22 protein-coding genes are annotated in these 25,242 nt (G+C 70.7%); 5 read left to right on the top strand and 17 right to left on the bottom strand.

Annotated features, from left to right (window positions below; genetic code table 11):
- Together ABD793_RS40195 and ABD793_RS40190 are read right to left on the bottom strand one after the other, a co-directional pair.
- Window positions 1-999, bottom strand: coding sequence for an NAD(P)/FAD-dependent oxidoreductase (locus ABD793_RS40195; protein WP_344868915.1), 999 nt, complete (start codon window positions 997-999; stop codon window positions 1-3).
- Window positions 996-2,318: a cytochrome P450 gene (locus ABD793_RS40190; RefSeq protein WP_344868914.1), complete on the bottom strand. Its 1,323-nt coding sequence runs from the start codon at window positions 2,316-2,318 to the stop codon at window positions 996-998. Before ABD793_RS40190 ends, ABD793_RS40195 begins: the two co-directional genes overlap by 4 nt.
- 267 nt (window positions 2,319-2,585) lie before the next feature.
- Here ABD793_RS40190 and ABD793_RS40185 point away from each other — a divergent pair, with 267 nt between their 5' ends.
- Window positions 2,586-3,596, top strand: coding sequence for an AraC family transcriptional regulator (locus tag ABD793_RS40185; RefSeq protein WP_344868912.1), 1,011 nt, complete (start codon window positions 2,586-2,588; stop codon window positions 3,594-3,596).
- A gap of 6 nt (window positions 3,597-3,602) precedes the next feature.
- Here ABD793_RS40185 and ABD793_RS40180 read toward each other — a convergent pair whose 3' ends face one another.
- From ABD793_RS40180 to ABD793_RS40165, 4 genes are all read right to left on the bottom strand, one after another.
- On the bottom strand, window positions 3,603-4,250 hold the full coding sequence (locus tag ABD793_RS40180; RefSeq protein WP_344868910.1) for a 3,4-dihydroxy-2-butanone-4-phosphate synthase: 648 nt from the start codon (window positions 4,248-4,250) through the stop codon (window positions 3,603-3,605).
- Window positions 4,247-4,765 carry a flavin reductase family protein gene (locus ABD793_RS40175; protein WP_344868908.1) on the bottom strand — a complete coding sequence of 173 codons (519 nt, stop codon included), beginning with the start codon at window positions 4,763-4,765 and terminating at the stop codon, window positions 4,247-4,249. The genes ABD793_RS40180 and ABD793_RS40175 overlap by 4 nt, the downstream gene beginning before the upstream one ends.
- 8 nt (window positions 4,766-4,773) lie before the next feature.
- Window positions 4,774-5,985 (bottom strand): acyl-CoA dehydrogenase family protein, encoded by a 1,212-nt coding sequence (locus ABD793_RS40170; protein ID WP_344868906.1) that lies wholly within the window; start codon window positions 5,983-5,985, stop codon window positions 4,774-4,776.
- Between the two features lie 147 nt (window positions 5,986-6,132).
- Window positions 6,133-7,167, bottom strand: a complete 1,035-nt coding sequence (locus tag ABD793_RS40165; RefSeq protein WP_344868904.1) for an AraC family transcriptional regulator — start codon at window positions 7,165-7,167, stop codon at window positions 6,133-6,135.
- A gap of 237 nt (window positions 7,168-7,404) precedes the next feature.
- Here ABD793_RS40165 and ABD793_RS40160 point away from each other — a divergent pair, with 237 nt between their 5' ends.
- Window positions 7,405-8,544 (top strand): dioxygenase family protein, encoded by a 1,140-nt coding sequence (locus ABD793_RS40160; protein WP_344868903.1) that lies wholly within the window; start codon window positions 7,405-7,407, stop codon window positions 8,542-8,544.
- Entirely contained in the window at window positions 8,541-9,635 is a 1,095-nt protein-coding gene (locus tag ABD793_RS40155; RefSeq protein WP_425548849.1) for a maleylacetate reductase, read from the top strand. Before ABD793_RS40160 ends, ABD793_RS40155 begins: the two co-directional genes overlap by 4 nt.
- Before the next feature lie 106 nt (window positions 9,636-9,741).
- Here the strand turns inward: ABD793_RS40155 and ABD793_RS40150 are convergent, their stop codons facing one another.
- The 10 genes from ABD793_RS40150 to ABD793_RS40105 form a co-directional block, all read right to left on the bottom strand.
- Window positions 9,742-10,728 (bottom strand): ABC transporter ATP-binding protein, encoded by a 987-nt coding sequence (locus tag ABD793_RS40150; protein WP_344868902.1) that lies wholly within the window; start codon window positions 10,726-10,728, stop codon window positions 9,742-9,744.
- The gene (locus ABD793_RS40145; protein WP_344868901.1) at window positions 10,725-12,641 is read right to left on the bottom strand and encodes a dipeptide/oligopeptide/nickel ABC transporter permease/ATP-binding protein; all 1,917 of its coding nucleotides are present in this window, start codon (window positions 12,639-12,641) and stop codon (window positions 10,725-10,727) included. Before ABD793_RS40145 ends, ABD793_RS40150 begins: the two co-directional genes overlap by 4 nt.
- A gap of 1 nt (window position 12,642) precedes the next feature.
- Entirely contained in the window at window positions 12,643-13,623 is a 981-nt protein-coding gene (locus ABD793_RS40140) for an ABC transporter permease (RefSeq protein WP_344868900.1), read from the bottom strand.
- Window positions 13,623-15,221, bottom strand: a complete 1,599-nt coding sequence (locus ABD793_RS40135) for an ABC transporter substrate-binding protein (protein ID WP_344868899.1) — start codon at window positions 15,219-15,221, stop codon at window positions 13,623-13,625. The genes ABD793_RS40140 and ABD793_RS40135 overlap by 1 nt, the downstream gene beginning before the upstream one ends.
- 9 nt (window positions 15,222-15,230) lie before the next feature.
- The gene (locus tag ABD793_RS40130) at window positions 15,231-16,133 is read right to left on the bottom strand and encodes a serine hydrolase (RefSeq protein ID WP_344868898.1); all 903 of its coding nucleotides are present in this window, start codon (window positions 16,131-16,133) and stop codon (window positions 15,231-15,233) included.
- Window positions 16,133-17,524, bottom strand: a complete 1,392-nt coding sequence (locus ABD793_RS40125; RefSeq protein WP_344868897.1) for a serine hydrolase domain-containing protein — start codon at window positions 17,522-17,524, stop codon at window positions 16,133-16,135. Before ABD793_RS40125 ends, ABD793_RS40130 begins: the two co-directional genes overlap by 1 nt.
- A gap of 116 nt (window positions 17,525-17,640) precedes the next feature.
- Window positions 17,641-18,078, bottom strand: coding sequence for a serine hydrolase (locus tag ABD793_RS40120; protein ID WP_486303694.1), 438 nt, complete (start codon window positions 18,076-18,078; stop codon window positions 17,641-17,643).
- Window positions 18,079-18,964: 886 nt separating this feature from the next.
- A complete protein-coding gene (locus ABD793_RS40115; protein ID WP_344868895.1) occupies window positions 18,965-19,615 on the bottom strand; it encodes a LutC/YkgG family protein in 651 nt (216 codons plus the stop codon).
- A complete protein-coding gene (locus ABD793_RS40110) occupies window positions 19,609-21,117 on the bottom strand; it encodes a lactate utilization protein B (RefSeq protein ID WP_344868894.1) in 1,509 nt (502 codons plus the stop codon). Before ABD793_RS40110 ends, ABD793_RS40115 begins: the two co-directional genes overlap by 7 nt.
- Window positions 21,114-21,884, bottom strand: a complete 771-nt coding sequence (locus tag ABD793_RS40105) for a (Fe-S)-binding protein (protein ID WP_344868893.1) — start codon at window positions 21,882-21,884, stop codon at window positions 21,114-21,116. The genes ABD793_RS40110 and ABD793_RS40105 overlap by 4 nt, the downstream gene beginning before the upstream one ends.
- Window positions 21,885-21,988: 104 nt before the next feature.
- Here ABD793_RS40105 and ABD793_RS40100 point away from each other — a divergent pair, with 104 nt between their 5' ends.
- On the top strand, window positions 21,989-22,531 hold the full coding sequence (locus ABD793_RS40100; protein ID WP_344868892.1) for a gamma carbonic anhydrase family protein: 543 nt from the start codon (window positions 21,989-21,991) through the stop codon (window positions 22,529-22,531).
- Window positions 22,532-22,577: 46 nt separating this feature from the next.
- Window positions 22,578-23,273: a FadR/GntR family transcriptional regulator gene (locus ABD793_RS40095; RefSeq protein WP_344868891.1), complete on the top strand. Its 696-nt coding sequence runs from the start codon at window positions 22,578-22,580 to the stop codon at window positions 23,271-23,273.
- A gap of 417 nt (window positions 23,274-23,690) precedes the next feature.
- Here the strand turns inward: ABD793_RS40095 and ABD793_RS40090 are convergent, their stop codons facing one another.
- Entirely contained in the window at window positions 23,691-24,986 is a 1,296-nt protein-coding gene (locus tag ABD793_RS40090; RefSeq protein ID WP_344868890.1) for a hypothetical protein, read from the bottom strand.
- Window positions 24,987-25,242 lie beyond the last annotated feature (256 nt).

Genomic DNA, 25,242 nt, shown 5'->3' with positions numbered 1-25,242 from the left:
TCACGCGGCTTGTTTGCCGGTGCTGTGACCGGGCGCCAGCGACCGGCTGGGGTCGAGGTAGGTGGCCGCGTTGTTGACCGCGAGCGCGGCTTCGCCGAATCCGACCGAGATCAGCTTGACCTTTCCGAGGTAGCCGGCGATGTCTCCGGCGGCATGGACTCCGGGCAGGCACGTGCGCATCGCGGAGTCGACGACGATCGCCCGGTCGACCACCTCCAGTCCCCAGTCGGTGAGCGGGCCCAGGTTCGCGGTGAACCCGAGCGCGGCGACGAGTGCGTCGGCGGGCAGCTGCAGCCGGGCACCGGACGCAGTCGCCACGACCACATGGCGCAGGTCCGGGTCACCGGCGATCGAGTCGACCTCCGCGTCCGTGTGCACGACGCACCGGCTCCGCCGCAGCTGGTCCACACTCGCCGCGTGCGCACGAAACCGGGCGCGCCGGTGCACGAGCGTCACCGATCTGGCGATCGGCTCCAGTGCAAGGGCCCAGTCGACCGCGCTGTCCCCGCCGCCGACGACCACGACGTCCTGATCGCGGTGCGCGTCCAGGTGCGGCACGTGATAGGCCAGGCCACGGCCCCGGTAGCCGGCCGCGGCTGCCAGCGGACGAGGGGTGAACGTGCCGATGCCGCCGGTCACCACGATCGCTCCGCAGTCGATCCGGCTCGCCCGGTCCGTGGTGAGCAGCCAGCGGGGCGGCCCGCCGTCGGCCGACGGTGCCCTGGCGATACTCCGCGCCTGTTCACCGAGCAGGTACCTGGGGGAGAACGCGTCGGCCTGCTTTGCCAGGCCGTCGATCAGCTCGCGCCCGCGGATCGCGGGCAGGCCGGCGACGTCGTAGATGAGCTTCTCCGCGTACAACGCCGAGACCTGGCCGCCGAGCTCGGCGAGGCTGTCGACGACGAGAACGGACAGACCGCGGAAGCCGGCGCAGTACGCGGCGTACAGCCCGGTCGGTCCGGCGCCGACGACCACGATGTCCACCCGGGCGTCGGTCATCGGTCGGCTGCCACGGGGTTCTGGCGTGGATCCCACTCCACGTGGAGGTGGTCGGGTCCGCGGAACGAGGTGTTGGCCGAGTAGTCGAACGTCTGCCCGGCCACCAGGCGCATGTGCGGCAGCCTGCGGGTCAGCTCCTCCAGGAAGATCCGCATTTCCACCCGGGCCAGCGGCGCGCCGAGGCACAGGTGCCTGCCGATGCCGAAGGCCAGGTGCTTGTTCGCGTTCGCACGGGTGACGTCGAGGCTGTCCGGGTCCGGGAACACCTCCTCGTCGTGGTTCGCCGATCCGGTGACCACCAGCACCTTCGACTCGGCCGGAATCGGCACACCGCCGATGCTCGTGTCGCGGGTGGCGACCCGCCGCCAGGCGACGACCGAAGAGCTGTACCTGAGGACCTCCTCGACCGCACCCGGGATCAGCGAGGCGTCCGCGCACAGCGCCTCCCACTGGTCACGCTGCTCAAGCAGGGCACGCAGGCCGTTCGCGGTGGCGTTGGTCGTCGTCTCGTGCCCGGCGAACAGGAAGTTCATCATGGTCGTCACGAGGTAGTTCTCGTCGAACAGCTCGTCGTTGCCGGGCCGGCGCCACGCCTTGATCAGCTCGCTGATGTAGTCGCCGGTCTGCTGCTCCAGCCGCCGCTTGACGTGCTGCTTGGCGTAGGTCCAGTACTGTCCCATCCCGGCCGCGAGCGTCTGCTGCTCCTCGTCGGAGGGGTATCCCCAGGTGAACAGCGCGAGCCGTCCGGAGAACGTCTTCGCCCGCTCCACGTCCTCGTCCGGCACTCCCATCAGTGCGAACGCCACCAGAGCCGGGATTTCCCACGCGAAGTCGGCCACCAGGTCCGCATGGCCGCGACGCACGAAGCGATCGACGTAGGCAGCGGCCAGCGCGCGGATGCGGGGGGTCACCTCCTCGATCCGCTGGGGGCTGACCATCGCCTCCCGGATCAGCTGCCGACGGCTGGTGTGGAGCGGAGGATCTTCGTTGACCAGGCTCGGCCCCATCACCATTTCGGCCTTGGCGAGCTCGTCCACCGCCGCCGGGCACAATTCCTTGAGCGGCGTGATGGACACCGAAGCCGAGAACGCCGGGTCGCGGAAAACCTGCCGGACGTCGTCGTAACGGGAAACGACCCAATAGTCGAGCGAGGGGCTGTAGAAGACCGGCTCTTCCTTGCGCACCGGTCCCCAGAACGCGTACGGATCCTCGAGGTAGTCGGCCGCGAAGGGATCGAACCGGGCGGCCGCCCCGGTGACCGGGCAGCGGCCCGCTGCGTCCTGGCTCGTCTGCTGTTCGGTGGACGGCGACATTGCCATTCCCGCCTCTCCTTGCTTGATCTCCACCGACGAGACCGTGGTGGTGCGATGAAAAGTAGGTCCGCTTCGCCCGGTGGCCTATACGTGTCGCGCCACCGCTGGACAGTTCCCGACGCCCGGTTCCGGCTGGACAGCTGAGGCACCGCTCCGGCCGTTTCACGAAACCCGATCCGGCCACGGCCGCCGATTCGGGCGGCGACCGGTTGACACCGGCGGGCGCGCTCCGACACTGGGAGCACCACGTATTCGTGCAAAGGAGCACCCGGAATGACGGTGTCGGCTTACCCCGGCGGAGCGGCAGGTCCGGCGACGCTGCTCTCGAAACGGCAGGTCTGCCGCACCAGGTCGCTGGAGGTGATCAGGGAAAACCTCGGCACCGTCTTCTATCCGGCCCGCGTCGACCCGGCCGACCGGCACGGCGAGCGACCGGCTTCGCTGCTCGCCGCGGCCGGTGGCCGGGACCTCACCGTCGGGCTGCTCTGGTTCGGGTCGGACATGCTGATCGACCCCGGCGCACTGGGCGCGTACCACGTCAACGTGCCGGTGTCGGGTTCGGTGGCCTCGGAATGCGGCGGCCGCCAGTCGATCGCGACGGTCCGGCGAGGTGCCGTGTTCACCCCCCGCGACCACACGGTGCTCCCCCGCTGGAGCAAGGACGCCGCGCAGATCTGCGTCAAGATCCGCAAATCCGCGGTCGAGGCCGAACTCGAGGCGCTGCTCGGGCGGCCGGTGGCCGGCGACGTCGACTTCGAACTGGGTTTCGACCTCGGGACCGCGCAGGCACAGAGCTGGCTGGGTGTGCTCCGGGTGGTGCTCGACGAACTCGACCGGCCGGGCAGTCTGCTGGAATCGTCTCCCGGCTACCGGCACCACCTCGAACTGGCGCTCATCACCGGTTTGCTCTGTACCCAGCCGCACCGGTTCCGCGCCGAACTCATCGCCGAGCAACCGCCGGCGCGTCCGCGCACCGTGAAGCGCGTGCTCGAGCTCATCGAAAGCGATCCGCGGGCGACCCATTCACTCGCCGGCCTCGCCCGGCACGCCGGGGTCAGCGCGCGACGGCTCCAGGTGGCGTTCCGGGAGACGCTGCAGACCACCCCCATGGCCCATCAGCGCAGAGTCAAACTCGACCACGCCAGGGCGGAGCTGCTGGCGGGCGGGCACAGCACCGCGGACGTCGCGTACCGGTGGGGCTTCAGCAATCCCGGCCGGTTTGCCGCGTACTACCGGGAGGTCTACGGGGAATGCCCTTCGGACACCCTTCGCCGGCTCACCTGATCCGGCTCATTGCCCGGCCCACACCGCACGCAGCCGGCGCTCGGCGATCTCGGAGATCGAGACCTGGGCCAGGCCCTGCCCGCAGGCGAACGCGTACAGCGCCGGGCCGCGCGCGAGCGCGCCCGTCCGCGACGAGCCGACGATCTCCGCGAAGACGCCCGCGGGCCGCAGGCCGGCCAGCCGCATCAGGTCGACCACGGCTTCGGCCCGATCCTGCTTGACCAGCACGCCGCCCACGTTCGCCCGGACCGGCACGACGTGTCCCGGCCGGGTGAAATCGTCCGGTTCCGCGTCGGACCGGGCCAGCAGCGCGATCGTCCTGGCCCGGTCGGTCGCCGAGATGCCGGTGCCGGCACCGGCCGCGTCCACGGTCACGCAGTGTCCGTGGCCGGAGCGCGGGCGCATCGGCGGGAGGCCGAGCCGATCGCATGCGGCTTCCTCCATCGGCACCCGCAGGAATCCCGTGGTGTGCTTGACGAGGAAGGCGATCAGCCGCGGCACGGCCGCCTCCGCGGGCAGCACCAGCGCGCCTTCACCGGCGCCGCGGACGTCGTCGACGAGGATGACCGGCAGGCCCGCGGCCAGCCGGTCGAGGACGCGCCGGACCCGGCCCTCGGCCGGGTCCAGCGTCGTCTGCCCGATCTCCGCAGTCATGCCGGGATCACCGGTTCGGCGCGGTCGTCGAGGCGGCGGAAGCGGCTGCCGTGGAACACCAGCGGCGCCGTGTCCGGCTCGATCGCCAGACGGTGAACGCGCAGCAGCACGATCGTGTGATCGCCTGCGGGCAGTTCGTCGTGGACGGAACAGTCGTACGACGCGGCCGCCCCGGTGACGAAAACCGCACCGCCCTCGCCGGCCGACCAGGTCAGCCCGGCGAACCGGTCACCGTCCTTTGTCGACAGTGTGCGGCAGGCCTGGTGCTGCTCCTGCGCCAGTACGCTGATCCCGAGCCTGCGGCTGCCGCGCAGTTCGGGCCAGGTCTCCGAGGAGTTCTGCACGCACACGGAAATCAACGGTGGTTGCAGGGAAACGGAAGTGAACGAGCTGACCGCCATCCCGGCCGGTGCACCGTCGCGAAGGGCACTCAGCGCGATCACGCCGCTGGGGAAGGCGCCGAAGGCCCGCCGCAGCAAGGTCACGTCCACGTCGGCCGGTTCGTCGGGGATCATCGGCCGCATCAGACGTCGAGGGTCAGCGGTTCGTCCGCGCCGAGCAGCAGCCTCCCGTACGCCTCCTTGCCCAGTTCCGGCATCACCAGCGCGTGCCGTCCGGCGATCTCGGAGTCGCGCCAGATTCGGCTGAGCACATTGGCGTCGGCGAAAGAGGATGCACCGTTGGCGGTCATCAGCCGGTCGATGCCCTCCTTCACCAGTTCGCCGATCATGCCGGTGTCCATCCGGACCCGCGCACGGGTGCGCCGGTCCAGCTGGACCCGCGCGGCGGCGGCCCCGTCGATGTCGGCCGTGGCGCGCTGCATCAGCAGCTCGGCCTGGTCGAACCGGCTCACCGCTTCGGCGACGGCGACCTGATGCGTCGGCGAATTGCGGGCGTTGGTGTAGTAGGTGTAGGCGACGTTCTTCGGCGGCAGCTTCGCCAACGTCACGTCCAGCGCGTGCCGGGCGAGGCCGAGCTGGGCGGCGACCAGTACCAGCGAAGCCACCGGGATGAAGGCCATGTTGGCGCTCTGCTCGTCCGGTTTGTGCGAGGTCGCGAACCGGCCCTCCACCATGTCGGCGAAGCTCTGGATCCGGTGGTCGGGCACGAAGTGGTCCTCCACGACGATCGTGTCGCTGCCGGAACCCTTCATGCCCGCGACGAACCAGGTCGGCTCGATCCGCCACGCAGTGGCCGGGATCAGCGCCAGCGCACGCGGATCCTGCCCCTCCGGGACGTCCAGCGCGATCCCCAGCGTCGCCCACGTCGCGGCGAACGAGCCCGACGCGTACCCCCACCGGCCGCTGACCAGGTAGCCGCCGTCGACGCGTTCGGATTTCAGCGGCGGGGAGAAGATCCCGCTGGCGTGCGCGTTCGGGTCCTCGCCGAACATGTCCTCCTGCGCGCGATCGGAGAAAGTCGTCGCGAACCAGGTGCACACGTTGAGCAGTGCGGCGGCCCATGCGGTGGAGCCGTCACCGTGCCCGATCTCGGCCACCGACTCCATCATCGTCCGGAGGTTCGCACCGAGGCCGCCGAGGTGCTGCGGCACCATGATCTTCAGCAGGCCGGCTGCTTCGAGGGCATCGACCACCTCCGGCACGACCCGGCGCTGCGCGGAAGTGGCTTCAGCGTGTTTCTCGATCAACGGGAGCAGCGCGGTGGCGCGGGCGACGATCTCGGTGTCGGGGGCGATCGCTTCGTTCAGCGACGGCGAGTCGAGGGTGGTGGTCATGACACGGTCTCCGCTCATCTTCGTTGACGGTCCCCGCAACCGGCGGCGGGATAGCAGCAACGCTAGGCGGATTTCCGGGTCTGTCTGCCCCGATCGCGACGCACGGTGTCCTGATTGCGAAACCGGATGTGTCCGAAGTGGACGTTGCTACCGGATGCGGCGCAAGGTCTCCGACGGCGCCTCGCCGAAGCGCTCGCGGTAGGCACTGGCGAACCGGCCCAGGTTGACGAACCCCCAGCGGTTGGCGACCTCGGCTACCGAGGACGCCCCGGCGACGAGGTCGCCGTGGGCCCGGTCGAGGCGGACCGCGCGGACGTACACGCTCGGGGTCATCCCCAGGTGCTCCCGGAAACCCTGCTGCAGCCGCCGTCCGCTCACCTCGGCCAGCCGCGCCATGTCCGACAGCGGCCACGGCTTCTCCGGAGCCGCCTCGATCGCGTCCACGACGCGCTTGATCGTGCGTGGCCGGGCCGGCACGCGCGGATCCCGCAGCTCGTCCTCGTAGTCGTGGTGCTGTGCCAGCACGAGCCCGCCGACGACCATCCGCTCGAGGTACTCCCGATGCCGATCCGAGCGGTGCACCAGGCTGTCGGGATCCTCCAGTTCGGACAGCAGCAGGCGCACCGCGGCAAGCCAGCTCTTGCCCGGCCCCTGCGTGAGATCGAGGTCGATGGCGAACCGGATCCAGGAACCCACCGGATGGCCCAGCAGCGCTTCGAGTTCCTGCTCGAGGGTGCGGCGGGAGATCTTGATGCACAGCTGTGCGGCGTCCGCGCTCCAGCCCGGCAGGACGGTGTGCTCGCGCGGGGTGAACACCGCGGCCCGCCCGGGAACGGCCAGCATCTGCTGCGGACCGCACTGGGTCACGACCCGGCCGGAGAACGGGATGTTCACGTGATACGAGCCGAGCGCGCCCGGATCGACGCTCGCATCGACACCGAAGCGCACCAGGCCGAGGGTGAGGTGCTCGAGCCGCGAGGCACTGAGCCGGGACGGCCGCAGCCCCTGCTCCGCCTGTCCGGTCGGCGCCACCCGCGCGGGGTAGAAGACCTCGTTGAGCTGGTCACGGAAAACGTCGAAGGGGGCCACCCGGCACAGCTCACGAAAACCCAGCCGGGCAGCGGGCCGGTCGCCGGGTTCCGGTCCGGGAACCCGTGCGCCACCCGTGTCCATCGTGTGCATGTCGCGCCCCTTTGCGCTCTTCGGACACCACTCGTCATGCTCGGCGGCGAGTCGCGTGGTGTCAAACCCACGGTAGGAGCGTGCTGCCCGCAGGCAAGCCGGTTCACGCACCCGGCAGGCCGGATCGCGAACCCGCCGGTGTTCGCGATCCGGCCGGTGCCCCGCACAAGGCGGCTCGACCCCGTCCGGCGCGGCGCCTACGTTCTGTCGAAATCACCGCCGAACGAGGAGCTCACCGTGATCGTCGAGAACGCCCACCTGCGGATCGTCCCCGGCCGGGAAGCCGATTTCGAACGTGCGTTCCGGGCGGCCCAGCCGATCCTCACCGGCGCGCAGGGCTGCCTGTCGGCCGGGTTGTTCCCCGACGCCGAGGACGATTCGGCCTATCTGCTGCAGGTCACCTGGCGAACTCTGCGGGACCACGTGGTGACCTTTCCCGGCAGCGAGGCGGGCCGCCGGTTCGCCGAGCAGGTCGCCCACTTCTTCGACGGCGAACCGCAGGTGCGGCACTTCGAAACCTCGGACATCGCCGCGGATCCGGCCACCTCGGCGGTCGTGGACAGCTTCCGCGACACCCCGGACCCGCGGCTGCGCGCCATCCTGGGCGGTCTGACCAGGCATCTGCACGCATTCGTGCGGGAGGCCCGGCCCTCGATCGCGGAATGGAACCAGGCCGTCGAGTTCCTGACCGAGGCCGGCCAGAAGTGCACCGACACCCGGCAGGAGTTCATCCTGCTCTCCGACGTGCTCGGCGTGTCGATGCTGGTCGAGACGATGAACGCGCAGCAGACCGGCACCGCGAGCACGGTGCTCGGGCCGTTCCACCTGACGGAATCGCCTCGCCGTGCGCTCGGCGACTCCATCGATCTGCTGGGCAAGGCGCGCCCGTGCGTGATTTCCGGCCGGGTGCTCGGCGCAGACGGTGAGCCGGTGCCCGGGGCCGACATCGACGTGTGGCAGTGCACCGAGGACGGCTTCTACGACGTCCAGCAGCCCGGCGTCCAGCCACCGGGCAACGGCCGCGGCCGGTTCACCGCCGACGGGGACGGCCGCTACTGGTTCCGCACGGTCGTGCCGAGTCACTACCCGATCCCGACCGACGGTCCGGTCGGGCGGCTGCTGGAATCGAGCAAGCGGCACCCGTACCGCCCCGCCCACGTCCACTTCATCGTCGGCGCGGCCGGTTACCGGGAACTCACCACCCACGCCTTCGTCGCCGACAGCCCCTATCTCGAGTCCGATGCGGTGTTCGCGGTGAAGCCGAGCCTGGTGGTCGATTTCGCGGAGTCGCCCGACGAGGCCGAGGCGGCGGGCTACCACGTCACGGCGCCGTTCGTGCACGCGCAGTTCGACATCATCCTGGAGAAGCACTCGTGAACGCTTTCGTCCACGACGCGCCCCCGATGCGAGTCGTCTTCGGCCCGGGACGGCTCACCGACCTCCCCGCCGAGGCCGCCAGGCTCGACCTGCACCGGGTCCTCGTGCTGTGCACACCGGAACAGCGTGAGCTCGCCGAGCACGCCGCCGCCCTGCTCGGCCCGCTGGCGGCCGGTGTGTTCGCCGGCGCCCGGATGCACGTCCCCGCCGACACCGCGGCCGCGGCCCACGACCACGCCGGCCGGATCGGCGCGGACGGCTGCGTCGCGATCGGCGGCGGCTCCACCATCGGCTTGGGCAAGGCCATCGCCCTCGAATCGGGCCTCCCGGTCATCGCCGTGCCCACCACGTATTCCGGCTCCGAGATGACCTCGATCTGGGGCATCACCGAGGCCGGCCGCAAGCGCACCGGCCGCGACCGGGCGGTGCTGCCACGCACGGTGCTCTACGACCCGGATCTGACCTTGGGGCTGCCGGCGGCGTTGTCCGGAACCAGTGGAATCAACGCGATCGCGCACGCGGTCGAGGCGCTCTACGCCCCCGACACCTCGCCGATCATCGAGCTGTTCGCCGAAGAGGGCATCCGCTGTCTGGCCGCGGCCCTGCCCAGCACCGCGGTGGACCCGACCGACCGCGACGCCCGAGCACAGGCGCTGCGCGGCTCCTGGCTGTGCGGCGCCTGCCTCGGCGCGACCACGATGTCGTTGCACCACAAGCTGTGCCACGTCCTGGGCGGCACGTTCGACCTGCCGCACGCCGCCACGCACGCGGTCGTGCTCCCCCATGTCGCGGCCTTCAACCTGCCCGCCGCACCCACCGCCCACGCGGCGCTGTGCCGCGCATTGGGAACCACCGACCCGGCACACGCACTGGCCGACCTCGGCACCGTCGTCGGCGCGCCCCGTTCACTGGCCGAACTCGGGCTTCGCGACACGGATTTGCCCGAGATCGTCAACGAGGTTCTCGGGCAGCCTTACGCCAACCCGAGAACCCCCACCCACAACGACCTGGAAGCCCTTCTCCGCGCCGCACACACCGGAGCCACCCCACGGCAACCGTCCGCATCGGGCCGTGACGTTGGCGTCGGCTGATGAAGCCTGGCCGGGTCCCCGCCCGCAGCAGCCCGCGATGCCCGGTAGCGGTTCGGCTGGCTGGGCACGGCGATGCCGTACCGGTCTTCGATGCCGAACCGTCGGGTCATGCACCGGTTCCTCCGGGGATCACGAGTCCGGGGGTCTCGTCTTCGCTGAAATGGCAGGCCGCCGCATGTCGCCGTGACGGCGCCGCTTCGGCCGGGTCGGCCCGGAGGCACAGATCGCGCTCGGTGCGCACGAGCGGGCCGATCGGGCACCGGGTGTGGTAGCGGCATCCGCCGGGCGGGTGGTGCGGGTCGGCGGGTTCGGCGTCGGCGAGCACCGCCGGTTCGTCCGCGCGGACGTCGAACAGGGACCTGTGCGCCGAAGGGGCGGCAGCGAGCAGATCGCGGGTGTAGGGGTGCTGCGGATCGGCGAGCACCTGTGCCGCGGGACCGAACTCGACGATGCGGCCCAGGTACATCACCGCGACGAAATCACTGAGATACCGCACCACGGCGAGATTGTGCGAGATGAACAGCATCGACAGCCCGAGCTGCCGCTGCACGGACCGCACGAGGTTGAGCACCGCGCCCTGCACCGAAACGTCGAGGGCGGAGGTGATCTCGTCGGCGATCAGCACCTCCGGCCGCCCGGCGAGCGCACGGGCCAGTGCCACCCGCTGCCGCTGCCCGCCGGACAGCTGCCCCGGCCGCTGTCCGGCCCGGTCCGGATCGAGGTTCACCAGTTCCAGCAGCCGCGCGATCTCGGCCGCCGCGCCGCGCCGCCGGCCGCGCGGAATCGCCTCGGTGATCGATTCGCCGATGCTCATCCGCGGGTCCAAAGAGGAATACGGATCCTGGAACACCATCTGCAGCGGCCGCCGCCGGGGCAACCGGCGCACGTCCACACCGCCGAGCAGCACCCGGCCCGCGCTGACCGGCGAGAGCCCGACGGCCGCACGGGCGAGCGTCGACTTCCCCGATCCCGATTCGCCGACGAGTCCGACGACCTTCCCGGAGGGGACGCGCAGATCGACCCCGTCGACCGCGGTCAGGCCACGCCTGCCGCCGTAGCGCACGCGCACCGCGTCGAAGACCAGCTCGCTCATTCCGCACCTCCGGCGGTCACGATCGCCCCGGCGGGCCCGGGAAGCGGCACGTCGTCCGGATGCCAGCACGCAACCCGATGCGCGGGCGCCACCTGTGCCAGCACCGGCTCCTCGGTGCGGCACCGCTCGGTCGCCGACGGGCACCGTTCGGCGAACGCGCAGCCTGCCGGCAGGCGATCCGGTTCCGGCGGACGGCCGGGGATCACCGGGAGCGGCGCCTCGCGGTCGGTGCCGAGGTCGAGGGTCGTGGCCAGCAGCGCCCGCGTGTAGGGGTGCTGTGGCGTCGCAGCCGGACCCGCGGACGGCAGATCCTCCACGATCCGCCCGGCGTACATGACCAGGATCCGTTCGCACGTCTGGGAAACGACCGCGATGTCGTGGCTGATCAGCACGATCGCGGTGTCCCGTTCGGCCCGGGTCCGGGCCAGCAGGCGCAGCAGCTGCCGTTGCACGGTGACGTCCAGCGCCGTCGTCGGCTCGTCGGCGATGATCAGCCGCGGGTCGCCCATCAGACCCATCCCGATCATCGCGCGCTGCCGCATCCCACCGGAGAACTCGTGCGGGTACTGCCGCGCCCGCCTTCGCGCCGCCGGGATCCGCACCGCACGCAACCGGTCGACCGCGCGCGCGAGCGCCTTGCTCCGCGAAAGCCCCTGGTGCTGCTCGGACACCTCGGCGAGCTGCCTGCCGATCCGCCGCGTCGGGTTGAACGAGGTCATCGGGTCCTGGAACACCATCGCCAGCGACGTGCCGAGCAGTCCGCGCAGTTCGCGTTCCGGCGTGCCCAGCAGGGATTTCCCGGCGAACTCCAGCCGGTCGGCGGTGACCACGCCGGGTGCCTCGATCAGCCGGGACACGGCAAGGCCGGTCAGGCTCTTGCCCGAACCGGACTCGCCGACGACGCCGATCGCCTCACCCGGCCGGACGGTGAAACTCACGCCACGCACCGGCACCGTCCAGCCACCCCGGCCGGGGAAGGCGACCTGGAGGTTGTCGACCACCAGCACGGCGTCGTCGTGGTCCTCGGCCGCCGCCGCCCTGGCGACGGGGGCCGGCGCCGCTGCGGGGTGCGTCGCGCGGGTCCGCACGCCGACCACGCCGGCCACCGCCTCGCCGGTGAGGTTGAAGGCGAGGCCCGCGAGGACCACCGCGAGCCCCGGCGCGAGCGCCGCCGCCGGGTTGACGTAGATCCCGTTCAGCCCGTCGTTGAGCAGCCGCCCCCAATCGTAGTCGGGGGCCTGCACGCCGATCCCGAGGAAGGACAGTCCCGAAAAGCTCAGCAGTGCGCTGCCGGCGGCGATGGTTGCGTTGACCACCAGCGGTTCCCCGATATTGGGCAGGATGTGCCGCAACAGCAACCGGATCCGGCCCACCCCGCAGACCCGGGCGGCGGCCACGAAATCCCGGCCGGCGATCGAAGCGGCCATGGTCTGGGCCAGCCGCGCGAACGAGGGGGCCACCGCCAATCCGACCGCCAGCACCGCGCCCTGGGTACCCACGCCGAAGATGACCGAGAAGAACAGCACCAGCAACAGGCTGGGGAAGGCCACCGCGACGTTCACCGCTGCGGTCACCAGCCTGCCGACCGGCCGCGGCAGGACCGACGGCAGCGTGCCGAGGACCAGTCCGCTCACCACGCCGAGCAGCGTGGCCAGCAGCGCCAGCACGACCGACAGCCGGGTGGCCACCAGCACGCGGTAGAAGATGTCCCGGCCGAGCTCGTCGGTGCCCGCCCAGTGCCTGGCCGAGGGACCCTCGCCGAGCGCGTCGAGGTCGAAAGAGAAAGCCCGGTCGTGCCACAGGATCGGGCCGAGCACCGCGAGCGCGATCACCAGGACCAGCAACGCCGCCGAGAACCCGCCCACCGGAGTGCGCAGGGCCGCCGCCCAGGAGCCCGCAGGTCGTTTCGCCATCTCAGCTCTCCCGGATCGTCGAACGCGGATCGAGGACTGCCAGCAGCACGTCGACCACCAGGTTCATCAGCAGCACCCCGATGCCGTAGACGAGCACGATGCCTTGCACCATCGGGTAATCCTTCTGCAGGATCGACCGTGCGATCGTGGCACCGAGGCCCGGCCAGGCGAAGACGTTCTCCACCAGCACGGTGCCCGCGAGCATCCCGCTGAGCAGCAGCCCGCCCAGGGTCAGTGTCGCGGTCAGCGCGTTCGGCAAGGCATGCCGCAGATAGACCAGCCGGGCGGGCAGCCGCTTCGCCCGCGCCGTGCGGACGAAGTCGTTGCCCAGCACCGAAAGCGTCTCCACCCGCACGATGCGGGACAGCACCGAGGCCGGGCCGAGGGCGAGCGCCGCGACGGGCAGCAGCAGTGAACCCACCCCGTCGCGCCCGGCCACCGGGAACCAGCCGAGCTGTACCGAGAAGAACGCCACCAGCGCGACCGCGACCAGGAATTCCGGGATCGCGGCGAGCAGGATGGTGGTCGAGGTGAACGTCAGCTCGGTGTGCCGGCGACGGCCACCACGGGTCAGCACGGCGAACAGCAGACCGAGCGGGATCGCCACCGCGATCACCACCAGGTAGGCCGGCAGCGCCAGCAGCAGCGTCGCGGGCAACCGGTCGCCGAGCACGTCCGACACCGGCAACCCGGTCAGCATCGAGGTGCCGAAGTCGCCGTGCAGCAGCCCGCCGAGGTAGTCGAGGTACTGCTGCCAGATCGGGTGGTCCAGGCCGAGTGCCGCGCGCTGGGCCTGGACCAGCTCGGCCGGAGCGGTCAGGCCCAGCGCCGCGCGCACCGGATCACCCGGGATGAGCTGGATCATCAGGAACGCCACGGTGACCAGCACCCACAGCGACACGGCGAACCGTGCGAGGCGGCGGATCCCGAACGTCAGCCACGGACCCGGCCGCAGGCCCGCCAGTGCAGTCGCGCCGGTCATCAGGAGTACATCCGAATCGACGAAGGCTCGAGCATGCCGCTGGTGGTCGCGAACCTCGCGCTGTCGCCGAAGACCGGCACGATCCGGTTCGCGAAGGGCACCACGTCCAGCCGGCCGAACAGCGCCGATTCGGCTGCCGCCCAGTCCGGGCAACCTGTTTCGCCTGCCTTCGACGCCGCCGCGGCGACGAGGGCGTCGTACCCGTCGTTCCGGATCTGCGCGAAGTTCGTGCCCTGCGGGGGCGCTGCCCCGGAGACGAACGGCACCAGCTGGCTGGGCAGTGCGATGCTCAGCGGCGCCATGGAGATGTCCCACTCCCCGGTGCTGAACAGCACCTGGCTGATCCCGGGACTGTCCACGCCCTTGAGCGCGACGTCGACGCCGATGTCCTTCCACTCCTGCTGCATCAGCTCGGCAGCCGGGGCCATGGTCGGCCCGAGCTGCGTGCCGTAGACCGCGGTGAGCGCGAGCCGGTTGCCGTCCTTGACCCGGATCCCGTCCGCACCGGGCCGCCAGCCGGCCGCGTCGAGCGCGGCTTTGGCGGCGGCGGGGTCGAAGCCGGGTATCTTCCCGCTGAGCGAGTCATCGGTGCACGGCCGCGGTTCCAGTGCGACCACGCCCTTCGCCGCAAAGCCGTTGCCGCCGGAGAGCACCTTGCCGACCGGGGCGAGGCGAAGCGCCTGCACCAGCGCCCGGCGTACGTTCCGGTCCGCCCCGGACCGGCCGGGTGCCTGGTTGAAGAACAACTCACCGATCGGACTGGTGATGTCGCTGTGGAACAGCTTCTGTGCGCGCAGCCGCTGCTGGTCGTTGGTCGTGACCGCACCGGCGTTGATTTCCCCGGACAGCAGCAGGTTCGCCGTCGTCGTCATGTCCGGCACCACCCGGATGACGACGCTGTCCGGCAGCCCCGGCTGCGTACGCTGCCACTGGCCCGGACCCCAAGTGTAGTCCTTGCGCCGGGTGAGGGTGTAGTGGTCGTTCGGAACGTTCTCGGTCATGGTGAACATGCCGGTGCCGTGCTGCCCCTTGGCCAGCGTCGCCCGGTCGCCGAGTCCCTTGGCGCACACGATCGGCACACTGCCCAGATTGCGCAGCAGGAACGCGTCCGGTGCTCCGCTGGTGACCGTGACGGTCCCGGCCGCGTCGTCGGCCACCGCCTTCGTGCCTGCCTTCACCGTGCCACCGGTCAGTGCGGACCTGCTCGCCGGATCACCGGCGAAGTCGATGTTCGCGGCAACGTCCTGCGCGGTCAGCGGGGCGCCGTCCGCGCAGGTGATCGCTTTCCGCAGGGTGAAGGACGCGGTGGTCGTCGTCGCCTCCCACTTCTCGGCGAGACCGGCGACCGGCGCGCCATGGGGATCGAGGTCGATCAGGCTGTCGTAGAGGAACAGATCGACCCCGTTGGCCACGGTCAGGACCGTTTTGGCCGGGTCGAGCGATCCGGGATCCGACGGAACCGCGTAGGTGAAGGTCTTGCCGTCGGTCAGCCGCTGGTCGGCGGTCCGGTCGGGGCCGGACTGCGCAGCCACCCCGCATGCGCTCACGGTCAGCGCCACCACGCCCGCCATCGCGGCGGTGAGCCGGGCAGTTTTCATGCCATTCTCCTACGGGTTCACGGTCTGCGCGCGAAGGTGCTCGACGGCGAGCCGCGCCGCCGCACCGAGCGACGAATCGACCGCGGGCTGCCGGTCGGCGAGGGATCCGCCGCGGGTGAACACCGCGACCGCGTACCGGTGACCGTCCACATAGGTCACCATTCCGGCCTCGTTCCGGATCGCCGGCAGCGTCCCGGTCTTCGCGGCGATCTGTACGCCGGGCGGGAACCCGGACGAGAGCCGGCGCGGCCGGATCTGCTGCGCCATGATCGTGCGAACCCGTTCGCACGCGGCCGGGTCGCCTGCCCGGTCGGTCCGGATGGCCTCGAGCAGCGTGGCGATCTCGCGTGCGGTCGAGGACGTGGTGCGCTCCGGATCGAGCTGCGAAAGCTTCCACAGCTGCTCCGGGGTGGCAGCGGCCGGCAGCTGTTCGAGATCGTCGTCCGGTCCCCCGCCCAGCTCGGTGGCCACCGAGGCGAACAGGTCCGCGCAGCACCCGATCAGCCGGGTGCTGCACAGTCCGAGGTCGGTCAGCACTCGCTCGACCGCTTCCTGCCCGATCCGGTGGAACAGCACGTCGGTGGCCGCGTTGTCACTCATCGTGAGGATGAGGTGCGCGAGGTCGCGCCAGCTCATCTCGACGTCGTCGGCGCACCCCGCGGTGCCGATCCCGCCGACCCGGTACCGCGCGGTGGCCCGGGTCCGCTCGGTGTCGTCCAGCCTCCCGGCGGCGACCTCCCTGGCGTAGGCGAGCGCGACCGGGATCTTGAACACCGACGCGAGGACCACCGGCTCGTCCGCATCCGCCGAAACCTCCGGCCCGTGCGGCACTCCGATCTCGCGCGCGTGCAGGAACCCTTGTGTACCCGCGGCGGCGAAGACCGCTTCGATCTCGTCGCTGAGCGCGCTCATCAGTCCACCCGCCGATCGGCGCGACCGGTGTGCAGGTACTGCGCCCGCCCGGTGCCGTCGTCGCCGGCGAACGCGTGCACCAGGTATTCGCCCGGCAGCTGCGCGTGCCGGGCGACCAGCGAATCACCCTGCCAGCCCAGCAGCTGCGCCTTGTCCGGTTTCCCGACGCCGGCCTCGGCGAAGATCCCTTTCGGCGTGCGCTCGATCCAGAGCTTGCCCTCCTCGTCCTGGCTGACCACGGTGTCCGCCACCCGCGACGAGTACCGGCCGACGTAGCGCGACCCGTCGGCCGGGGTCGCGGCCGGGTTCGGCGCCGGCAACGCCGGGAGCTCGACGCCGGCCAGTTCGCCCAGCACCTTCCGGAAGATCTCCAGGTACAGCCGGACCGGATTGCCGCCGTTGGTCACCAGTGCCACCGCGACGTCGCGGTCCGGCACCACCCGCAGGTACGACGACTGCCCGAGGGTGCCGCCGTCGTGCCCGATGAGCCGGCCGTCCGGCCGGTCGAAGAGCATCCACCCGAGGCCCCAGGCCCGGCCCATCGTGCCGAGGTCCGGCACCGGCACCTGCTGCTCCCGCATCGCGTGGACCGACTCCGGCGCGAGCACCCGGGTCCCGTCGTCGGCCTTGCCCTCGTTCAGCTGCATGCGGACGAAGGTCAGCAGATCCCGCGGGCGCATCGCGAGCGTCGAACCGGCCGGGGCGTTCGACCGGGCCAGTGCCCAGACCGGGGCGGGCTGCGGTTCGTCCGCCGGATTCGCCTTGAGGTGCCCGATCGCGGCGCGGTAGCGGATCGCGTCGTACGGTCCGGCGGCCGCGTGGGTCAGTCCCAGCGGGGCGAAGAGGTGCTCGCGCACGCACTGGTCCCAGGATGCGCCGTGCAGCACCTCCACGATCCGGCCGAGCACGCAGTAGCCGGCGTTGTTGTAGGAGAACATCTCCCCAGGCGGGAAGAGCTGCGGTACCTCGGACAGCGTCGCGACGAGCTTGGCCACGCAGTCGTCACCGACGCCGGTGTCGGTGAAGATGTCGCCCTCGAAGCCGGCGGTGTGGCAGGCCAGCTGCCGGACGGTGATCCGCGCCGCGGCGTCCTCGTCGGCGAGCGCGAACTCCGGCAGGTAGCTGCGGACCGGGCGGTCGAGGTCGAGCAGGCCCTCGTCGACGAGCTGCATCGCCAGCGTGGCCGTCCACACCTTGGTGATCGAGCCGATCTGGAACACCGAATCCACTGTGGACTCCACACCGGTGTGCTTGTTCAGCACACCCGCGGCGTGGTCGATGACCTCGCCCCCGGCGAGGACCGCGATCGCCGCGCCGGGCACCTGGTGCCCGGCCAGCAGCGCCGGCAGGCGATCCCCGAGCCAGGCATCGATTTCGGAAAGTTTCGACATGCGCACCTCGTGTCCGGGAAATGGTGGTCCGGTGTTTCCGGGATGCCGGGCCTGCGGCGGCCACCGGTTCGTCCGGAGCGAGGAAAGCCCCGGGGAAATTCATCCGGGCCGACGAATCATCCGGCCGCTGCCGCAGTGACCCGCAGCCATCGGATCGCCTCGGCGGCCGCGAAGCCGATGAACGCGTCCCGCTCGGGCACCCGCGAGCGGGTGTCCTCGGCCCGGGTGAACACCGCGACCGCGTAACGGCCGCCGTCCGGGTACTCCACCACGCCGACTTCGTTGCCTACTGCCGGTAACGTCCCGGTCTTGCCGGCAACCTGGATCCCGTCGTCCGGAAACCCGGCGCGCAGCCGGTGCGGCCACAGCTGAAGCCCCATCCAGCGCCGGACATCGGCGCACGCTGCGGACGGCGCTGCTTCGTTGCGCCAGATCAGGCCGAGCAGCCTGGTCATCTCGGCGGCGGTCGTCCGGCAGGTGAGCTCCGGGGGCGAGTACGCGCGCGGACACCCGTTCGGCGGGCAGCCCGGCCAAGAGCCGTTCGTCGTCCGCATAGGGCATTCCGAGGCCCTCGCCGATCGAATCGAGGATCTCCCGGCCGTCCTGCGGTACGGCGGTGTGCTCGAAACCGAGGCGCCGCAACGATCCGTTCACCGCATCCTTGCCCACCTCGACGAGGATCAGGTCGGTGGCAGCGTTGTCGCCGATGCCGGGCCGGTGCGTACCGGCGACCTCGGCCACGTGCAGCCGGACCTGGACCCCCACCTCCTTCGAGCGGCGGGCGACCGTGGCGATCGGTTCGGACGCTGTGGTCATTGCTGCTCCTGTGCACTTCGGAGGTGCCGCAGAGATGCGGAGGCCAGCAGACACAGTTGCCGAATGGCGGCGGGCCGCCCGCGCAGGCCGGCAGCCACGCAAGCAGACCGACTCCGATCGCTGCCGCCGCCCGGTGCGCGCCAGGAACGTGGACGCGATCCGCACCAGGCGTTCGAGACAGTCCTGGCGGCCGGGGAGCGCCGCGGCGGAGTACCGCTGCCGCACCATCTCGGCCGGCTCCCGCGTCCCCGACCCCGAGCACACGGCCGCACGGACCGGGAATTCGGAGTCGTCGTGCGGATCGTGGATGACGACGCCGAGCGGCCTTCGGCTGTCCCGGCCGACCGCGCTCGGTTCGAGAAGCGCGTCCCCGAGCGCTTCCAGGACGCGCCCCGAGCTGGTGTGCGGCTTGCCGGGCACCGAGGTCAGCACCCCCCGAAGGTAGATCCGCCGCGGCCGGACCGGCTGATTCGATCCGACCAAATCCACCCGCGGAATTCGTGTCCGGCTACGAACCGATCCGGGTCTTCGCGGTGCTGACCTCGTCGGGCAGAGCGGGGATCGGGGTACCGCCGGGCAGCTCGCGCAGCGCGGTACCGCAGCCGGCATCACTGCCGAAGATCGTCACCCACCCGCGGTGACGATCACGACGTGCAGGGTCCTCGGGCCGTGCACGCCTTCGACCCGGTCCAGTTCGATGTCGCTGGTCGCGCTCGGGCCGCTGATCCAGGTTTGCGGCCGCCGGGGATCGAGTGCGGAGACCGCTTCGGGGAGCCCGGCGACCACCTGGCCGGCGTGGATCACGCAGACGTGCAGATCGGGTACCAACGTCGCCGCCCGTCGGCCCTGTCCCGGACCGTGGTCGAGCACGATGGTGCCGGTTTCGGCGATGCCGATCGTTGCGGTGGTCAGGACTCCGTCGCAGTGGTCGAGTACGCCGACGGGAACGTCCGGTCCGTCGGCCACGATTTCGACACCGTCGGGAACGTACTCGGCGGGAAACCCCGGCGGGACCAGGATGCGCGCGAGCCCGGTGCCGGCTGCGCCGCCGAGTGCACCGGCGATCGCGCCCGCGACCTCCGGCTCCGGCACCTTCTCGACAACGGCGCGGTAGTCGGCGACCTGCTCGGCGAACAGGTCCACGAGCTGTTCGCCGGACAGGTCCCGGCGCGGCTGCGGGCGGTCGATCGGCACATCGACCGCTGGGTCCGTCTTCGGGACGTCGGAGAGTGCGCGGCGGGCCCGCCCGAGGATCTGTGCACGCGCGCTCACCATGGTGCACCGCCGGTGGTGTCGTCGTCGGCAATCCGGCCGCCGTCGGTGCGTTTCCACCAGTCCCGGAAGGATTCCGCCGCAGGCAACGGGATGTCGCGGGACTGTGACCACCCTGCGGCCGGTCCCGGTAGTGAGCCCAGCACTTTGCGCCCGCCCGGCGCGGTACGTGCGCGCTTGCCCACTACCCGGCTGCCCAGCGCGGCGGCCTTCTCCGCGGCGCCGGTCCGGCGGGCGGACGAGAGCGTCCACGATGCCGCCTTCATGGCCATGTCCTGCACCGAAGGAATGGACGATTCCTTTTTGTGCGCGTCGACCACTTTGCCGCGGAGGTGAACCAGTACCTCGGGAATGTCGATCCGGACCGGGCAAACCTCGAAACAGGCCCCGCACAGGCTCGAGGCATAAGGCAAGGAATCGGTCTGCGGATCGGATCCGCGCAGCTGCGGGGTGAGGATCGCGCCGATCGGTCCCGGATACACCGATCCGTAGGCGTGCCCGCCGGTCCGCTCGTAGACCGGGCAGACGTTCAGGCACGCGGAACAGCGGATGCAGCGCAGTGCCTGGCGGCCGGTCGGATCCGCCAGGACGTTCGTGCGGCCGTTGTCGAGAAGAACGACGTGCACCTCCTGCGGGCCGTCACCGGGCGTGACACCGGTCCACATCGAGGTGTACGGGTTCATCCGCTCCCCGGTGGAAGAGCGCGGCAGCAGCTGGAGCATGACGTCGAGGTCCTGGTAGGTCGGCAGCACCTTCTCGATACCGACGACCGAAACGAGCACCTCCGGCAAAGTCAGGCACATCCGGCCGTTGCCCTCGGACTCGACGACAGTGAGCGTGCCGGTCTCCGCGACGGCGAAGTTCGCCCCGGACACGGCAACCCTGGCGCGCAGGAACTTCTCCCGCAGGTGGCTCCGTGCCGCTTCGGCCAGTCGTTTCGGTTCGTCGGTGAGGTCCGCCGGCGCGGGCTTCCCGGCTTTGCCCATCTCGCGCAGGAAAATTTCGCGCACCTCGGCGCGGTTGCGGTGGATCGCCGGGACGAGGATGTGGCTGGGCAGATCGTCGCCGAGCTGGACGATCAGTTCGGCCAGATCGGTCTCCCAGGCCCGGATACCGGCGGCTTCGAGTGCACCGTTGAGGTCGATCTCCTGGGTGGCCATCGACTTGACCTTGACGACTTCGTCGGCTTCGTGGAGCTTGGCGATGTCGACGACGATCCGGTTGGCTTCCGCGGCGTCGTTCGCCCAATGCACGGTGGCGCCCGCCGCGGTCAACGATTTCTCGAGCTGTTCGAGGTAATCGGGCAAGTGCCGCAGCACCCGGTTCTTGATGGCCGCACCGGCCAGGCGCAGCTGCTCCCATTCGGCGACCTCGCCGACGACGTTCGCGCGCTTGGCACGGATGGTCCCGGTTGCGTGCGCGAGATTCCGGCGCAGCTGACTGTCCGACAACGCCTTCTTCGCCGCGACCGGAAACTTCGGCATCCCGAGGAAGGTGCCGCTCATCGCACGGCCACCTCCTTCGCGATACTCGCGGGCCCGGTGGGCTCAACCGAGGCGAGGATCTCGGCGAGGTGCATCACCCGGATCCCCGAACGCTCCCGCGAAAGCATTCCGCCGATGTGCATCAGGCACGAGTTGTCGCCGGCGACCAGCACCTCCGCCCCGCTCTCCCGGACGTGCCTGGCCTTGTCGCTGCCCATCGCCACCGAGGTGTCCGCGTTCTTCACCGCGAAAGTACCGCCGAAACCACAACATTCGGTCGCCGCCGGCAGCTCCAGCAGGGTCAGCCCGCGCACTGCCTGCAGCAACCGGGCCGGCCGAGCACCGACCCCCAGCATGCGCAGCGAGTGACAGGTGGGGTGATACGTGACCCGGTGCGGGAAGTACGCACCGACATCGACCACCCCGAGTACGTCGACGAGGTATTCGCTGAGTTCGTAGACCGGCGGCGCCTGCTCGACCGCCCGCACCAGTCCGCGGTCTCCGGACCGCTGCGCCACCATCCGGTGCTGATGGCGCACCGACCCGGCGCACGATCCGGACGGCACGACCACCGCTTCGCACTCCGCGAACGCTTCGAGATGGTTGCGTACCAACGGGACCGCGTCGTCCAGGTAGCCGGTGTTGACCATCGGCTGCCCGCAACAGGTTTGCGCAGCGGGAAAGTCGACCTCGACGCCAAGACGGCGCAGCAGGGTGACCACCGCGCGGCCGGTGCCGGGAAACAGCGCGTCGTTCATGCACGTGACCATCAGGCCGACGCTGGACATAAGTCCTCCGATTCAAGAAGCCGTGGACGGAGGGCGGGTGTGGTCAGACCAAGATAGCTGTATGGTTCGACCAAGTACAACCCGCCGCAGAGGAAGGACCGCCCATGCCGCATCACGTGCTGACCTTCGGTGATCGAGTTCCGTCGGTCTCCCCCGACGCATGGCTTGCGGACACCGCCGTCGTCATCGGCGCGGCCACCGTCGAAGCCGGCACCGGTTTGTTCTACGGAGCGGTGCTCCGCGGGGATCTCGAGTCGATCTCGATCGGCGCCGGGAGCAACGTCCAGGACAATGCGACGGTGCACGCCGACCCGGGTTTCCCCGCCGTCATCGGGCGAAGTGTCTCGATCGGGCACGGCGCCGTGCTGCACGGCTGCACGGTCGAAGACGGCTGCCTGATCGGGATGCACGCGACCGTCCTCAATGGTGCGACGATCGGAGCCGGGTCACTGGTGGCGGCAGGCGCGCTCGTGCTCGAAGGCACGCAGGTACCGCCCAGGTCCTTGGTGGCGGGGCTGCCTGCCAAGGTCCGCCGGACACTGACCGGCGAGGAAATCGAGGGCCTGCACCACAACGCCGAGGTGTACCGCGAGCTCACCAAGCGGTATCGGCACCTCCCGGCCGCGAATTCCGGGCCGGCACACTGAAACCGGGATGGCTGTGCCTGGTTCGACGACGCGCACGCGAGGAGGAATGTCCGTGACCCCGGGCCGGCAGCCGACCTACGAGATGGTGCTGAACCATGTCGAAAAGCAGCTCATGTCCGGGGACCTGCGCCCCGGCGACCGGCTGCCCCCGGAACGAGAGCTGGCCGCTCAGCTCGGTGCCAGCAGACAGGCCGTCCGCGAGGCGATGCGGGTGCTGCAGGCCCAGGGCGTCATCCGGTCCCAGGTCGGTACCGGCGACGGCTCGGGCACGGTCGTGGTTCCCGCTCCGGCACGGGCTCTTGGCCGGGTGCTCGCGCTGCATCTGGCCGTCGATTCCTTCCCCGTCGACGACGTGGCCGAAGCACGGGTGATGCTGGAACGGTTCTCGGCAGGCCTGGCCGCACGCCGGCGCAAGGCGGCGGACCTGCTGCGGATGGAGATCGAGCTGGACGCGATGGACGCCGACCTCGGGCCCGAGGAGTTCAGCGACCCCGACGTGGCCTTCCACGTCGCCATCGCGGGTGCGGCGGGCAACCGCCTGGTCAACGAGCTGACGGTGGCGATCCGGGAGTCGGTGCGCGGCTTACTGGGCGCGGTGCGCGAACAAGGCGACTGGGAAGCCCTTCGGGACCGGCTGCGCGCCGAGCACCGGCAGATCTACACCGCACTCGCCAACGGCGAAGCGGCCGCCGCCGCGGACCTCATCGAACTGCACGTCCGGAATTTTCACCGCCATTTCTAGAGCTGCCGCCCACGCAATCCTCGATCTGATTCTCCAACGCGGAGCCGTGGCGGTACCCGTGCCGGTGAGCGAGGCCGAAGACGTGCTCGACGCGCGCGAAGCGATCGAGGTCGCCGCCGTGCGCCGGTCGATCCGAACTACCCGAATCCGGCTACGGGAAAATCGTCAAGCGCACCATCCGCGACGAACTCACCACAGCCGGCCGGACCGCACCCGATCGATCCCACCTCCGATTCCTGCCGGACCCCTTTACCGCCGAAGCAGACCATTTCCGCGAATCACCGAAGAATGCCGAGCGGCTGAGCGACGTCGTGTTCGAGCAGGGCCGCCGCTTCCTGGCAGCGCTTCGGGAGGCAGGTGCGGCGATCACCCCGTCCGGCAGGTTGCCGGACGGGGTGATCGGGGAAGCGGTGCGGATCAGTCGCGTTTGGCGTGCCGTCCGTAGGCCACGGCGGCACCACCCGCGGCGAGCAGCACAGCGGCGCCGCCCAGCAGCCAGGAGAACTCGTCTCCTGGCAGAGCACCGGTCTGGGCGAGCTGGGTGTAGGTCACCGGGTGGCCGGTCTTGGCGCCGGTGGGCGACGCGTTTCCGCCGCCCTTGCCGGTAGTCGCGACGGCCCGGCGCACCGCGGATGCGGCCACCGGAACGGTGGTGGCGGCCTGCGGGGTGACCGGGTAGCCGGCCGGACCGGTCTGCGGACCTCCGGTGCTGGACGGCTCGGTGCCGTCCTGCGGGGTGGCCGGGCACACCACCTCGTCGAGCGCCTTCTGTGCGTCGGCGAGTGCGGTGGTCAGATCGGTGACGGTGCCGCGTAACGCGAGCACCTGCTGGTACGCCGCCTGGCCGGCGGCCTGGATGGACGCGACTTTGGCGAGCGCGGCCTGGTACTGCGGGTAGAGCTTCTGGCCGAGCGCGGTGTCCGCGTCGATCGCGCGCTGTGCGTCCCGAAGCGCGGCGGCAGCTGCGCCTCGGGTGGTGGTCGCCTGGTCGAACGTCTTCTGCGCAGCAGTCACCGCGTCGAGCAGTGCTTGGTCCTTGTCGATGTGGCCCTGTTGCGTGGCCCGCGACGCCGGGCCGTAGTGCTGCATGTCGGCTTGTGCGGTGGCGAGCTTCGCCCGAGCGGCGTCGGCAGCAGCGTGCGCGGCGTCCATCGCGGCGGTGTCGCCCGCGTCCTTGGCCTTGCGGTAGAGCTTCTGCTGCTTCTCGATCTCGTCCTTCGCGGCCTCGGCGCGCTGGTTCGCCGCGGCGTACTTGGTCTTGAACGCAGCGATGTAGCCCTGGCGAAGGGCGATGTCGTCGGCTGCGCCCGCTGCGGCGTTTTGTGCCGCTCGCAGTGTCGAGGCGGCGGTTCCGCGTTCGGCAGTCGCCTGGTCGAGAGCAGCCTGAAGACCCGGCAATGCTTGCTGGTGGGCGATCTTGTCCACGCTCGCAGCCCGAACCTGTGCAGCGAGGTTGTCGGCGGTCGTCTGCTGGGCGTTCTTGTCGGCGTTCAGCGAGCGCACGGTGTCCTCGGCCGGGCCGAGCCGGGACTGGGCGTCGGCGAGCGCGGCGCCGGCCCGGTCCACCGCGGTCTGGGCATCGGTCTGGGCCGGGCAGATCGCCGGGGTGGCCGGGGTGGCCGAGGTGCCGGGGGCGGATTCGGCGGCGTCGGCGATGCCGGCACCGCCGATGAGGACAGCAGCCGCCGCAACGGGAATCGCGATTGTGCGCATGGTGTGTGCTCCCTGGTCCGGGATGAACTCGTCAGGAACAGTCGATTACTGTCCGACACCAACCGCTCCGCCACGCGGGGTGTTTCGTTCTTATCCCAGCGCAAGCCCCGTGGTGGGGGTTACCCTGCGCTACCATGTCGACGGCGGCGGGGGTTCTGTTACAGCTCCCGCCCCACTGCCACAGATGGCGGTCCGGTGCACGCCGGCCACAGCGCGGTCCGGGAACTCGCCGATCCCGGCGGTACGCCTCGCTCGG

The organism is Amycolatopsis ultiminotia (assembly GCF_039536925.1).
Classification (GTDB): Bacteria; Actinomycetota; Actinomycetes; order Mycobacteriales; family Pseudonocardiaceae; genus Amycolatopsis; species Amycolatopsis ultiminotia.
This window is presented reverse-complemented; position numbering and strand designations above follow the sequence as displayed.

Excerpts from the sequence above, each read along its gene's own strand:
- ABD793_RS40195 (WP_344868915.1), bottom strand. The coding sequence starts at position 999 with ATGACCGACGCCCGGGTGGACATCGTGGTCGTCGGCGCCGGACCGACC.
- ABD793_RS40190 (WP_344868914.1), bottom strand. The coding sequence starts at position 2,318 with ATGGCAATGTCGCCGTCCACCGAACAGCAGACGAGCCAGGACGCAGCG.
- ABD793_RS40185 (WP_344868912.1), top strand. The coding sequence starts at position 2,586 with ATGACGGTGTCGGCTTACCCCGGCGGAGCGGCAGGTCCGGCGACGCTG.
- ABD793_RS40180 (WP_344868910.1), bottom strand. The coding sequence starts at position 4,250 with ATGACTGCGGAGATCGGGCAGACGACGCTGGACCCGGCCGAGGGCCGG.
- ABD793_RS40175 (WP_344868908.1), bottom strand. The coding sequence starts at position 4,765 with ATGATCCCCGACGAACCGGCCGACGTGGACGTGACCTTGCTGCGGCGG.
- ABD793_RS40170 (WP_344868906.1), bottom strand. The coding sequence starts at position 5,985 with ATGACCACCACCCTCGACTCGCCGTCGCTGAACGAAGCGATCGCCCCC.
- ABD793_RS40165 (WP_344868904.1), bottom strand. The coding sequence starts at position 7,167 with ATGCACACGATGGACACGGGTGGCGCACGGGTTCCCGGACCGGAACCC.
- ABD793_RS40150 (WP_344868902.1), bottom strand. The coding sequence starts at position 10,728 with ATGAGCGAGCTGGTCTTCGACGCGGTGCGCGTGCGCTACGGCGGCAGG.
- ABD793_RS40145 (WP_344868901.1), bottom strand. The coding sequence starts at position 12,641 with ATGGCGAAACGACCTGCGGGCTCCTGGGCGGCGGCCCTGCGCACTCCG.
- ABD793_RS40140 (WP_344868900.1), bottom strand. The coding sequence starts at position 13,623 with ATGACCGGCGCGACTGCACTGGCGGGCCTGCGGCCGGGTCCGTGGCTG.
- ABD793_RS40135 (WP_344868899.1), bottom strand. The coding sequence starts at position 15,221 with ATGAAAACTGCCCGGCTCACCGCCGCGATGGCGGGCGTGGTGGCGCTG.
- ABD793_RS40130 (WP_344868898.1), bottom strand. The coding sequence starts at position 16,133 with ATGAGCGCGCTCAGCGACGAGATCGAAGCGGTCTTCGCCGCCGCGGGT.
- ABD793_RS40125 (WP_344868897.1), bottom strand. The coding sequence starts at position 17,524 with ATGTCGAAACTTTCCGAAATCGATGCCTGGCTCGGGGATCGCCTGCCG.
- ABD793_RS40120 (WP_486303694.1), bottom strand. The coding sequence starts at position 18,078 with ATGCGGACGACGAACGGCTCTTGGCCGGGCTGCCCGCCGAACGGGTGT.
- ABD793_RS40115 (WP_344868895.1), bottom strand. The coding sequence starts at position 19,615 with ATGGTGAGCGCGCGTGCACAGATCCTCGGGCGGGCCCGCCGCGCACTC.
- ABD793_RS40110 (WP_344868894.1), bottom strand. The coding sequence starts at position 21,117 with ATGAGCGGCACCTTCCTCGGGATGCCGAAGTTTCCGGTCGCGGCGAAG.
- ABD793_RS40105 (WP_344868893.1), bottom strand. The coding sequence starts at position 21,884 with ATGTCCAGCGTCGGCCTGATGGTCACGTGCATGAACGACGCGCTGTTT.
- ABD793_RS40100 (WP_344868892.1), top strand. The coding sequence starts at position 21,989 with ATGCCGCATCACGTGCTGACCTTCGGTGATCGAGTTCCGTCGGTCTCC.
- ABD793_RS40095 (WP_344868891.1), top strand. The coding sequence starts at position 22,578 with ATGTCCGTGACCCCGGGCCGGCAGCCGACCTACGAGATGGTGCTGAAC.
- ABD793_RS40090 (WP_344868890.1), bottom strand. The coding sequence starts at position 24,986 with ATGCGCACAATCGCGATTCCCGTTGCGGCGGCTGCTGTCCTCATCGGC.